This is a genomic window from aff. Roholtiella sp. LEGE 12411 (genome assembly GCF_015206995.1).
Taxonomy (GTDB): Bacteria; Cyanobacteriota; Cyanobacteriia; order Cyanobacteriales; family Nostocaceae; genus Komarekiella.
The window spans coordinates 1-12,087 of sequence record NZ_JADEXR010000174.1 but is presented as its reverse complement, the minus strand read 5'-3'; the positions used below and the strand labels follow the sequence as shown (position 1 = coordinate 12,087).

Below are 12,087 nucleotides of genomic sequence, written 5' to 3'. Positions count from 1 at the left end.
CCCCATGCCCTATCCCCCATGCCCCATTCCCTAACAGTTCGTGTTATTATCTTTGGCTTGTTGCCAAAACATGTTGCAATAGTAACAGAAGTCAATTGGCAGTCAGAAATTGACGCTTTTTCAGCAAAGCCATCTGGTAAAATTTGTAAGGTTTCTAAAAGCTCTGAGCAATGGGATCGACTCGCGTACGGATCGCAATTGATGCAATGGGAGGGGATCACGCACCCGGTGAAATCGTTGCTGGCGCACTGCGGGCACGAGAAGAATTGGGTGTAGAAGTATTGTTGGTAGGTGATCCCCAACAAATTAAAGCTGCCTTGCCGCCAAAAACAAATTTCGGGCAGGTGGAGATCGTTCCTGCACAGGAAGTGATCGCGATGGACGAGGAGCCTTTAAGCGCAGTTAGACGCAAACCCCAAGCCTCTATTAATGTGGCGATGGATTTGGTCAAGCAGCAACAGGCGGATGCTGTTTTTTCTGCGGGACATTCTGGAGCCGCTATGGCAGCAGCTTTGCTCCGCTTAGGACGATTGCCGGGAATTGACCGCCCAGCAATCGGTACTGTTTTTCCCACGATTGTAGCTGGTAAGCCAGTACTGATACTTGATGTCGGTGCAAATGTAGACTGCCGTCCTAAATTTTTAGAGCAGTTTGCTGTAATGGGATCAGCTTACAGTCAGTATGTCTTAGGTACTACCGAACCCAAGGTAGGTTTGTTAAATATTGGAGAAGAAGACTCTAAGGGCAATGACGCAGCCGTCCGTGCCCACCAAATGCTACGCGAAAATTCCCAAATTAATTTTATTGGTAATGCTGAAGGGCGTGATGTGCTTTCTGGCCGCTTTGATGTAATCGTCTGTGATGGCTTTGTTGGCAATGTATTGTTAAAATTCGCCGAAGCAGTTGGAGAAGTAATCCTGCAAATCTTGCGGGAAGAATTACCCCAAGGATTGCACGGTCAAATCGGCTCAGCACTTTTAAAACCAAATCTGAAGCGGATTAAGCAGCGGATGGATCATGCAGAACACGGTGGTGCTCTGCTGTTAGGTGTCGCAGGAGTCTGTTTTATTGGTCACGGTAGCTCACAAGCACCTTCAATTTTTAACGCAATTCGTATGGCAAAAGAAGCTGTTGATAACGAGGTGCTGCAACGAATTCAATCTCAATATATTTTACAGCGCGAGAGCGGTTAGCGATTAGTCATTAGTCATGAGTAACTTGTCATTTGTAAGGACGAAAGGCAAAGGACAAATGACAAAAGACAAAGGACAAAAAGCTGATAGCTTGGGAGATTAGGAGTGCATAATTTAGGCATAGCAATTACTGGAAGTGGCTCAGCAGTACCAGCAACTTCCTTAGACAACCAGAGTCTGTCTGAACTAGTTGAGACATCAGACGAGTGGATTGCCACAAGAACAGGAATTCGGGAACGGCGAGTAGCGTTGCCATCAGAGTCATTGAGTGTACTGGCCACTGCGGCTAGTCGTAATGCGATCGCATCTGCTGGCATCGCAGCATCTGACTTGGATCTAATTCTGTTGGCCACATCTACCTCTGATGACTTATTTGGTACCGCTTGTCAAGTACAAGCTGAATTGGGGGCCACCAAAGCAGTAGCTTTTGACTTGACAGCAGCCTGCTCAGGCTTTGTCTTTGGGCTAGTAACAGCCGCCCAGTACATCAGAACTGGCGTTTATCAAAATGTACTGGTGATAGGAGCCGATATCCTCTCTCGCTGGGTAGATTGGCAAGATAGGCGCACCTGTGTATTGTTCGGTGATGGCGCAGGAGCAGTAGTATTGCAAGCATCCAAAAGCGATCGCCTATTGGGATTTGCACTCAAAAGCGATGGTACTCAAAATCATCACCTCAATCTTACATACGCAGCGTCTCCCCAAGAACTGCTCCCAGGTGTAAATATTACTAAAGGCACTTACCAACCTATAACTATGAACGGCAAAGAAGTCTACCGCTTCGCTGTTCAAAAAGTGCCAGAAATTATCGACAAAGCTTTGTTTCAAGCTAACCTCAGTGTTGACCAAATCGATTGGCTAGTATTGCATCAAGCCAATCAGCGGATTCTTGATGCTGTTGCCCAACGCTTAAATATTCCACCACATAAAGTTATTAGTAATCTTGCTCAGTACGGTAATACCTCTGCCGCCTCCATCCCCCTAGCCCTAGATGAAGCAGTACGGCAAGACAAAATTAAACCTAATGACATCATTGTTACATCCGGCTTTGGTGCAGGTCTGACTTGGGGCGCGGCAATTTTTCAATGGGGAAGATAAACATTAGTCATGAGTCAATAGTCCAAAGTCAAAATTAATGACTGTTGACCCTTGACCCTTGACCCTTGACCGTTGACCCTTGTACAGAAACGATTAATCGCGTCTATACTCTTGACTCTTGACTAATGACCAATGACTAAAACTGCATGGGTGTTTCCTGGACAAGGTTCCCAAGTACTGGGAATGGGAATGGACTTATTAGATATACCCTCTGCTAAGGAAAAGTTTGCCAAAGCCGAGGCTATTTTAGGCTGGTCTGTAACAGAAATCTGTCAAAAGGACGAAGGAAAGTTATCACAGACGCTATACACACAACCAATTCTTTATGTGGTGGAAAGCATTCTCGCCGATATTATGCGGGAACGAGGACACCAGCCAAATTTAGTTGCTGGTCACAGTTTGGGAGAATACGTTGCTCTTTACATCGCTGGTGTCTTTGAGTGGTCAGCGGGGTTACACTTAGTGAAACGTCGTGCGGAACTTATGGATAGTACCGCAGGTGGGATGATGGCGGCTTTATTAAACTTTGACCGCGAACTGTTGGAAAAAGTCATTGCCCAAACACCCGATATAGTGCTAGCAAATGACAATAGTCCGGCTCAGGTTGTAATCTCTGGAACTCCAGACGCTGTACAAGCAGTGATTTCTGAAGTTAAAGCCAAGCGTGCTATTCCTTTAAAAGTTTCTGGAGCATTTCACTCACCCTTAATAGCACCAGCGGCTGCGGAGTTCCAAGACATTCTAGAATCTGTGGAATTTCAACCAGCTGTTGTGCCAGTGTTGTCTAATGTAGAACCAATTCCGTGTACTGATGCCGAGATTTTAAAGCAGCGCCTGAACAAACAAATGACTGGTACGGTACGATGGCGAGAAATTGCTCTACAGTTACCAGCAAATGGCATCCAGCAAGTAGTAGAAATTGGCCCTGGTAACGTGCTAACTGGTTTAATTAAACGCATTAGCCCTGATTTAATCTTAAAGAACGTCCGTAATGCCGCTGAATTACCGGACTAAGGATTGGGGACTCTTAAGAGGGGCAAAAGGTTAAAGAGTAAAGGGATGGTTTTTGCTTTTCTCCCTTATTCCAATGCCCAATACCCAATCCCCAATGCCCAATCCCCAACCCCCAACCCCCAATTTCCTATGTCTCAAAGCCGCGAACCGTTTATTAGTCTGGCACTTTACCACGCCTTTAAATGGTCGGTTGTCAGCCCCATGCTTCATGCTTACTTTCGGGGCCAGATTTCTGGTGTGGAAAATGTCCCTCAATCAGGGCCATTAGTGGTAGTGAGTAATCATGCTAGTTACTTTGACCCTCCCATTGTCTCTAATTGTGTACGCCGTCCAGTGGCGTATATGGCTAAGGAAGAGTTATTTGATATCCCAATTTTGGCAAAAATGATTAAATTGTACGGTGCTTACCCGGTAAGTCGAGGAAGTGCCGATCGCACTGCTATCCGTTCTGCCCTAGAATATCTCAATCAGAGTTGGGCTGTTGGTGTTTTTTTGCAAGGCACTCGCACCCCAGATGGTCGAATTACAGACCCCAAAAGAGGTGCAGCGCTACTAGCCGCGAAGGCCAAAGCACCAATATTGCCAGTAAGTTTGTGGGGTACTGAGAGGATTTTAAAAAAAGGCTCGCCAATACCTCAAGCTGTTCCCATTACTGTCAGGATTGGCAAATTGATTGATACTCCTAGTTCCACTCATAAAGAAGAATTAGAAGCCATAACACAAAAATGTACCAGAGTTATCAATGAGATGCATGATTTAGGGCGATGAATTAGATCATGCTGAGGAATATGCTTTAAGGAAGTGGCGATCGCCACGCAGTCTCTGTATGTTTAAAGTCAATGTGTTCTAGCAATTAAGTAAAACTTTGTGCTGAAATGCAACTGCTAGGCAAAATCACCACTATCCTCTCTGTAAACAGTATATGAGCGGCTTTGAAGCCAAAAACTTTTGGGAACGATTGAATAATCTGGCGTTAGTCCGCTTTTTGCTTTTGGTGGCTTCTGGCTGGGCGATTGTACAGCTTTTAGCTTATTTTGAAGCAGTTATAGTTATTTTTACATTTGCTGCAATTTTGGCTTTTCTGCTCAGCTATCCTGTACAGTGGCTAGGACGTTTTTTGCCCCGTGGGATAGCAGTTGTTGTAGTTTTCTTGCTCAGCGTTGTGATTCTTGGCGGTTTAGCAGTCACTGTGGGCTTGACGATTTTATCTCAAGGACAACAATTAATTGACAGTATAACTGCGTTCTTAAATTCTTTAGTACCTCTATTAGAGCGATTAGAAGCATTTCTTAGAAGCCGAAATCTTCAGATAGATTTGAGTTTTATTGAAGGTCAATTGCGAGACCAAGCTGTATCAAGCCTTGTAACTAGCTTGGCAATTTTACAAGGTTTTATGACTAATTTTATAACTTTTGTATTGATTGCTGTTGTGGCTTTTTTCATGTTATTAGACGGAGAAAAACTCTGGAGTTTTATCTTAAAAGTAGTTCCAAAGCAGCGCCGTAATAGATTTACAAATATAATCAGACGCTCTTTTTTAGGATTTTTTAGAGGTCAGTTGTTATTGAGTTTGTTTCTGACAACTGCAACTTTTATAGTATTCGTATTATTAAAAGTACCTTTTGCCTTGATATTGTCAGTAATAGTTGGAATCGTTGACATTATTCCTGGTATAGGAGCAACATTAGCAATAGGCACAATCACTCTAGTTGTCTTGTCTCAAGGTGTTTGGTTAGCATTGAAAGTATTGGCAGCTTGTATTGTTCTTCAGCAGATACAAGACAACTTAATTGCACCACGGATTATGCAAGGTGCGCTGAATCTTAATCCTGTAGTAGTATTCTTCGCTTTGTTAGTAGGGGCTAGAGTAGCAGGGTTGCTAGGTGTTTTTATATCTATCCCCATCGCCGGAGTAATTGTGTCTTTGTTTGAAATTGATGAGATGAAAGCAGAAGTTTAGTTATGAGTCAAGGGTTAAGAGTTGTAAACTACTTAAGTGGTGAATAATATAAACGTTTGGGAGCTATGTCAGATTTAAGAGCGGAATTAACAGAAATTCTGGATGAAGCAGAGTGGGAGTGGCTAATTCCTCATGTGCAGCGAGATGCTGTAATTTTAGTGGCACTGGAGCTAAATTTGCTGGATGTTGGGGAAGCGATCGCCAGCGATAATATTCCATGCGTACAGCAGTGGATTGAAAAACAATTGATTACTAAACCCACAGCAGTACAAGTAGGAGAATGGAATAGCGATGCCTCCGGCGGGCTACGCCAACGCACCAAGCGATTTCATACCCTCATTGTCCAGCCCTACGTTTTAGTGCAAGAAATAGCTGCTGCGTAAGCTAAATTAAGTGTCACAGAACGGCTAGAATTGTTACCATAATTTCAGATTAGATATTGAAACCTTGATCCAATCTGAAACCTTAGAACTACTAGAATGGCATCGCCTCTGCCAGCACCTTTCCACGTTTGCGGCAACTAAGCTGGGGGCGACAGCTGCGCGTCATCTGAAAATGCCTGATTTTCAGGCAGAAAGTGAACAGTTGTTAGAGCAAACCAAAGAAGTCTACCAACTAGAAAGTCGTCTGACTACAGGACTGTCATTTGAGGGAATTCAAGATATTGGTGATTCCTTAGAACGGGCAGAACTCAGCGGAATTTTAACTGGGGATGAACTGTTAGCGATCGCTACCACCCTCGCTGGTGCCAGAAATTTGCGCCGTGTAATTGACAACCAAGAAGATTTGCCAATCCTGACTAATTTGGTTGCCGATTTACGGACTTATCCCGAACTAGAACAGGAAATTCACCGCTGTATAGATGAACGGGCACAGGTAACTGACCGCGCTAGCCAAAAACTCGGAGAAATTCGCATAGATTTGCGGCGATTACGCACTCAAATTACCCAAAAGCTGCAAAATATTTTACAAGCAAAAGCTGGGGCAGTTCAAGAACAGCTAATTACCCAACGGGGCGATCGCTATGTGATTCCGGTGAAAGCACCTCAAAAAGATGCTATCCCCGGCATTGTTCACGATACGTCTACCAGCGGTGCCACGCTGTATGTGGAACCTAATTCCATCGTGCCCCTAGGCAACCAACTACGGCAGATAATCAGAAAAGAGCAAGCCGAAGAAGAAGCGATTCGCCGTGCTCTGACGGAGCAAGTAGCAGCAGTTAAACCCGATTTGGAGCGGTTGCTAGCAATTGCTACCACTTTGGATCTAGCAACCGCCAGATCACGATACAGTTTCTGGCTAGGAGCCAATCCCCCGCGATTTGTCAACCGGGAGGAAAGTGAAATCATCACCTTACGGCATTTGCGACATCCATTGTTAGTGTGGCAGCAACAGCACGAACAAGGGCAACCAGTAATTCCTGTAGATTTATTCATCAGTCCGCAAATTCGGGTAGTGACGATTACCGGGCCAAATACTGGTGGTAAAACTGTTACCCTAAAAACCTTGGGGTTAGCAGCATTGATGGCCAAAGTAGGTTTATTTGTCCCCGCCCGCGAACCAGTAGAAATCCCTTGGTTTGACCAGGTGCTAGCAGATATTGGCGATGAACAATCCCTACAGCAAAGCTTATCCACATTCTCCGGTCATATCCGCCGCATTAGTCGGATTTTAGAAGCACTAGGAACTGGGGAAATAACAGGAGTGGAAGAGATGGAGAATGGGAGAGTGGAGGAAATAAAAGAAATTTTTCCCACTCCCCCACTCCCCCACTCCCTGGTACTACTCGATGAAGTCGGGGCCGGAACCGATCCAGTCGAAGGTAGCGCCTTAGCGATCGCTTTGCTGCAATATCTCGCTAACCACGCCCAGTTAACTATTGCCACCACTCACTTTGGTGAACTCAAAGCACTGAAATATGAAGATGAGCGGTTTGAAAATGCCTCTGTAGAATTTGACGAAAGTACTTTGTCACCAACTTACCGTCTGTTGTGGGGAATACCCGGACGTTCCAACGCCTTGACAATTGCTCTGCGCTTGGGGCTAAAACCAGAAGTCGTGGAACAGGCGAAATCTCAAGTGGGAGAAGCAACAGATGAAGTTAACCAAGTCATTGCTGGGTTAGAAGCGCAACGTCGCCGTCAGGAAACTAAAGCTACTGAAGCACAAAATTTGTTGCAGCAAGCGGAGCGTTTATACAAAGAAGTATCCGAAAAAGCCTCAGCTTTAGAAGAAAGAGAAAGTGCTTTGCGGGCTTCACAGGAAGTAACGGTACAACAAGCGATCGCCCAAGCCAAAGGTGAAATTGCCCAAGTAATTCGCCGCTTGCAACAAGGTACACCTAAAGCCCAAGACGCCCAGCAAGCAACCAATGCTTTGAATCAAATTGCCCAGAAATATCAGCCAGCAACACCACCAAAACCAAAACTTGGGTTTATCCCCAAAGTAGGCGATCGCCTCCGTATTCCCAAGTTGGGGCAAACAGCTGAAGTTTTAACCGCCCCCAATGACGATGGAGACTTAACTGTTCGCTTTGGAATTATGAAGATGACAGTCAAGCTCGAAGATGTAGAATCTCTAGATGGTCAAAAAGCTGAACCAGTCGTCAAAGCAAAGCCAGCCCCAACAGTAGTTACACCACCACCGCAGCCAGCCCCAGCGATTCGCACCTCTCAAAATACTGTCGATTTGCGTGGTAAACGAGTGGCTGATGCTGAATACATTCTCGACAAAGCAATTTCGGAAGCTACAGGCCCAGTATGGATTATTCATGGACATGGTACTGGTAAGCTGCGGCAAGGTGTTCACACCTTTTTGCAACAGCACCCCAGAGTCAGCAACTATGAACCAGCAGAACGAGCAGACGGTGGTAGTGGTGTGACTATCGCTCATATAAAATAAGGCGGCAATAAATGTAACTGGGTAGAGTTAATGATTGTGAATTGTTAATTACTAGTTAGCTTATGGTGATTAGAGATTAGCAATTAACAGTTATCAATTTTAGGTTTGTTTATTTATACTCTTGTACCTAGCTAGTAGCTAAAGCTAGGTAAATATTGACTTGGGCTGAGAATTTTCTACTTTGATGAAAAGAAATTTTCATTTAGAGTAAGACAAAGATAACTGCTGTTTACTACAGAAAAAAGCTATTTGAAGCTTCTAGCTCATAGCTATAGGAAACCAACTTTGATGCTTGAGAGTCTGGTTTCAAAATGGGTAACAGCAACAGTCCCTATCAGTCTGATCACCTATGCTAAAAGTTATGCACACGGCCGCCAACTCAGCCACTCCAAATTCCCCATGGGAGGATTTAATCAAGCTTCCAGCGCCAGATGCAGTTCAATGGGACAATATCAAAACCCAGTTAGACTTGGTGCTGTTGGCACTAGAAACTTTAACTGGCATTGGTTCCGAAGCAATGCTTTCAGCAGCAAATAATCTGAATTTAGAGTCAAGAGTGCCCGATCGCGTAGCTTTATGGCGACTGCGCCAGTCCAACCCCTTACGTAAAGGTCAAGGAGGGCGAAAAAAACTAGATATAGAAGAAGGGCGATCGCTTGTTCTAATCACCTGTTACCTAGCCAAGGAGCACCAGGAATTAATTCGCCGTGCTGTCGGTCTATTAGAACAAATGGCGGAAAACAAACGGGAACCTCATCAGGCTGCTTTACTTGGAGATTACATAGATGCTTTTTGCAACACCTACCAAGAGCGGATGGAAGAGGATGACCAAATCTCGACAGATTTACTTACCAATCTGGCACTAAAACTGCTTGTAGATTTACTTTTTTATAGTGCCCCTGGTGGTCACCGCCGTCTCTGGCTAGCACTTATAGACCGTTCCACAAAATTTTAGATTTGAGATTTGAGATTTCTCATCCAAAATCCGTTTTTGAAAGTTTGCTAGGTCGTGAAAATAAGTCAGTTCCGACATTTGCTATGTCAAAAACCTCTACTCATAATTCTTTGAGCAAGCGACTGACTCAAATTTCCGCAAAATCTATCTTGAAAAGTTTGCTACGGAAAAACCCTCCGACGCTCGGTTGTCTTAGGCGCGTAGGCAAGACTCACTAACGATATAGCAACTTTTGTCTCCGACACGCTACGCGAACGCCAGATCCCAAATAATAATAGACCTTGTAGTTCCTGCTATGCCTCTATCAAATTCTGTTATTCGTCGTTATACGCCCCCCACTTGCACGCTAGAAGTCTTAGCACAAAGCTCGCCTTTGTCCCGTTGGATGGGGAAAACAGTCCTGAAACAGTTAAGCTTTGAGCTACGTTTTGACGATCCGCGATTACCAGAAGATCGCAGAGTGCCGATTCGGGGCGATCGCGACCAACTCGAAGCTTTGTGTGATGCAGTCACAACCTACGTACAACAATTCCTCCAACAATCTCCAGAAAGCTTTTGGGTCACATTCTCAGGGCCACAAGAGTCAAGCAATGTACTTGATGAGCCAGAAGAATTAAAAGATTTACCCTCCTCTTCGCTGTCTGCTAAGACATTAAAGTCTTTGACCTCCCAGGTAACAGGAACAGAGATATATTTAGAACCAAGTAGCTATTTAAATCACAATCTATTTCTCGGTTCCCTCGCTAACCAGGTATCTGGTCGTGTGATTCAACTAAGTTTGTTACAACTGTTTGATTTGGCGAGCGCCCTAGACGAATACTCTGCTGATGTTATGGTGTTACCAACTATCAATAGCCGCAGTTCGAGTTTGATACCTACTTGGGCACCTGTTGCCGCAGTCTTGGTCTTAGCTTTGGGTTTAACACCAGTCACCTGGCAGTATGCTAACAACATTAGGCAAAAGCAACAGCGGACTGCCAAAACCGTAGCTCCAAAAGAGGCAAATATTGCTCTTGAAACCTCACCGTCACTAAACTTTCCCACTCCTCAATCTGGACTCATTCCTCCAGATAATTTCCAATCTTCACTGCCGCCTTTAGGCTCCGCTCCTGGGCTACCCACTTCCAGTTTGCCCCCAAAACCCTTAATATCCCCTAGTTCCAACTTCTCCACCAACTCTCAAATATCTTCTCCTAATTCCAGTTTGCCTACGACTACCCAATCCCCCAATTCCAATTTCTCCACAACGCCCTTACTATCTCCAAAAGATCCACTAACTCTACCTCAGACGAAGACTCCAACTCTTCCCACCAATGCCAGAGGCACAGCACTTACCAAAATCCCAGGACAGGAAATTGCCATTCAACCAAATTTTGGGCAGAACCCAGCAAGATCAATTCCCCAAACTGGAAATGCTTTGCCTGAAAGACAAAGTTTGCCATCTAGTCCCCAAAATGATGATTCTTTAGGAAAACTTTCTTCCGCAAACAAACCCTCTTCAGACTTGCCCTCTTCAACTACCTCCCCTAGGGCAACTGAGAATAATCCATTTATTGATAGATTAGGGGATGGACGCAAAGTCCCTACGCCTTCAAATGTGGCAACTGGCACATTATTTGATACACCTCAGATAGCAGAAGCTAGAGAATACATCAGCAAGCGTTGGCAGCCACCTGCAAGATTGAGACAAACATTAGAATATAGTTTAATACTAAGTGTTGACGGCAAAATTGAACGTATTTTTCCCCTTAATAAGGCAGCAAGAGAATTCGTTGACAGCGCTGGGATGCCTAATATTGGCAAACCTTTTGTCTCCGCTAATAAAACTGGACAAAATCTCAGAATTCGAGTTGTTCTCAGCCCTGATGGCAAGGTACAAACATTTCCAGAGTCTGAATAATTAAACTAAGCTAATTGATGCCAATTGCAAAACTGGTACAAACTATGTACCAGTTTTTATTTGATCTAGGTGCTGTGGAACTAGCGTTTTTGAGTCCAGTTACCAAACTGGTAATCCTACTGTTGCTTGGAAGTGTACCAATCAATACAATCACAGTTAAATAATGCAGATAAAAGGTAATAAATATGCAAACAATTGGCCCTCAAAAAGACAGTGCAGCTTGGGTTATTCAAACTTGGGCAGCTTTTGTGATTTCTATTTCTATGACCACCTTGGGCATTGTGAATTTGCCTGTAAATAGCTGGGTGAAAGGCTTTATGGGTATGGGTTTGGCTTTCTCTGTTGGCTCAACTTTTACTTTGGCAAAAACCACTAGAGATTTGCATGAAACTAGAAGATTAACCGCCAGGCTTGACGAGGCCAAAGTAGAGAAATTACTTTCACAACACGATCCTCTCAACCTCAAATAAAGGCAGTAAGCATCTTAAAAGTATTTTGGATTTTAAATGATTGGTTCGGGCTTTTATGGCCACATTAGAAAAAATTAACTACATAACAAAAAACAAAAGGACTGAGTTTAACAGTCCTTTTTTATATTTAGGACTTACGCAACTGGCACACAAGGCTTCTGGTATAAGAGTCAAGGGTCAAGGGGAGCCACTGCGTTGGGCGGCTCTGCCGACTTAAAGCAAGTGGCGTTCAAGAATCAAGGTTTTTTGGACTTTTGACCTTTGACTCTGGACAACCTCTGGCGTTAAAAATATGACACTTGCGTAAGTCCTGATATTGATTTAATCTTTTTATCTTAATAAGGGACTTCCAGAAAATAAAATATAGAAAAGACTCCGTATGAGAATTATTATTATTCTCATACAGAGGGGGTGGAAGGGCTTCCACCCCCCTTCTAATAAGTAAGCATGAAAACTTCTACACTAAGAGAGAAATGCAGGAATTGGTTTCTATTTAGTATTTTTACAGCTTCAAGAAAATTGTTATAATTTGTTATTCAAATTAGGTTTATCCATAACAGATATCAATAAACCACTTACCTAAACTTGGTAATTTA

Annotated in this window: 10 protein-coding genes; all 10 read left to right on the top strand. The window is 43.9% G+C overall.

Translation table 11 applies throughout. The features are described 5' to 3' along the window. Positions 1–170: 170 nt before the first annotated feature. The 10 genes from plsX (at position 171) to IQ246_RS25370 (ending at position 11,491) form a co-directional block, all read left to right on the top strand. Positions 171–1,193 (top strand): phosphate acyltransferase PlsX, encoded by a 1,023-nt coding sequence (gene plsX / locus IQ246_RS25415; protein WP_194006099.1) that lies wholly within the window; start codon positions 171–173, stop codon positions 1,191–1,193. Between the two features lie 105 nt (positions 1,194–1,298). Then, positions 1,299–2,291 (top strand): beta-ketoacyl-ACP synthase III, encoded by a 993-nt coding sequence (locus IQ246_RS25410; protein WP_194006098.1) that lies wholly within the window; start codon positions 1,299–1,301, stop codon positions 2,289–2,291. A gap of 132 nt (positions 2,292–2,423) precedes the next feature. Beyond that, complete coding sequence (fabD, locus tag IQ246_RS25405) at positions 2,424–3,305, top strand: ACP S-malonyltransferase (protein ID WP_194006097.1); 882 nt, start codon at positions 2,424–2,426, stop codon at positions 3,303–3,305. A gap of 129 nt (positions 3,306–3,434) precedes the next feature. Then, the gene (locus IQ246_RS25400; RefSeq protein WP_194006100.1) at positions 3,435–4,073 is read left to right on the top strand and encodes a 1-acyl-sn-glycerol-3-phosphate acyltransferase; all 639 of its coding nucleotides are present in this window, start codon (positions 3,435–3,437) and stop codon (positions 4,071–4,073) included. A gap of 154 nt (positions 4,074–4,227) precedes the next feature. Next, a complete protein-coding gene (locus IQ246_RS25395) occupies positions 4,228–5,265 on the top strand; it encodes an AI-2E family transporter (RefSeq protein ID WP_194006096.1) in 1,038 nt (345 codons plus the stop codon). 65 nt (positions 5,266–5,330) lie between these two features. Further along, positions 5,331–5,648, top strand: coding sequence for a DUF2288 domain-containing protein (locus IQ246_RS25390; RefSeq protein ID WP_194006095.1), 318 nt, complete (start codon positions 5,331–5,333; stop codon positions 5,646–5,648). A gap of 64 nt (positions 5,649–5,712) precedes the next feature. Next, on the top strand, positions 5,713–8,166 hold the full coding sequence (locus IQ246_RS25385) for an endonuclease MutS2 (RefSeq protein ID WP_194006094.1): 2,454 nt from the start codon (positions 5,713–5,715) through the stop codon (positions 8,164–8,166). 349 nt (positions 8,167–8,515) lie between these two features. Further along, the gene (locus tag IQ246_RS25380; RefSeq protein WP_194006093.1) at positions 8,516–9,121 is read left to right on the top strand and encodes a DUF3038 domain-containing protein; all 606 of its coding nucleotides are present in this window, start codon (positions 8,516–8,518) and stop codon (positions 9,119–9,121) included. 295 nt (positions 9,122–9,416) lie between these two features. Further along, positions 9,417–11,021 carry a DUF4335 domain-containing protein gene (locus IQ246_RS25375; RefSeq protein ID WP_194006092.1) on the top strand — a complete coding sequence of 535 codons (1,605 nt, stop codon included), beginning with the start codon at positions 9,417–9,419 and terminating at the stop codon, positions 11,019–11,021. A 185-nt stretch (positions 11,022–11,206) separates the two neighbouring features. Continuing rightward, positions 11,207–11,491, top strand: a complete 285-nt coding sequence (locus IQ246_RS25370; RefSeq protein WP_194006091.1) for a YiaA/YiaB family inner membrane protein — start codon at positions 11,207–11,209, stop codon at positions 11,489–11,491. The last annotated feature ends 596 nt before the right edge of the window (positions 11,492–12,087 follow it).

Coding starts and splice junctions, on each gene's coding strand:
- IQ246_RS25380 (WP_194006093.1), top strand. CDS start 8,516: ATGCTAAAAGTTATGCACACGGCCGCCAACTCAGCCACTCCAAATTCC.
- IQ246_RS25390 (WP_194006095.1), top strand. CDS start 5,331: ATGTCAGATTTAAGAGCGGAATTAACAGAAATTCTGGATGAAGCAGAG.
- fabD (WP_194006097.1), top strand. CDS start 2,424: ATGACTAAAACTGCATGGGTGTTTCCTGGACAAGGTTCCCAAGTACTG.
- IQ246_RS25395 (WP_194006096.1), top strand. CDS start 4,228: ATGAGCGGCTTTGAAGCCAAAAACTTTTGGGAACGATTGAATAATCTG.
- IQ246_RS25370 (WP_194006091.1), top strand. CDS start 11,207: ATGCAAACAATTGGCCCTCAAAAAGACAGTGCAGCTTGGGTTATTCAA.
- IQ246_RS25400 (WP_194006100.1), top strand. CDS start 3,435: ATGTCTCAAAGCCGCGAACCGTTTATTAGTCTGGCACTTTACCACGCC.
- plsX (WP_194006099.1), top strand. CDS start 171: ATGGGATCGACTCGCGTACGGATCGCAATTGATGCAATGGGAGGGGAT.
- IQ246_RS25375 (WP_194006092.1), top strand. CDS start 9,417: ATGCCTCTATCAAATTCTGTTATTCGTCGTTATACGCCCCCCACTTGC.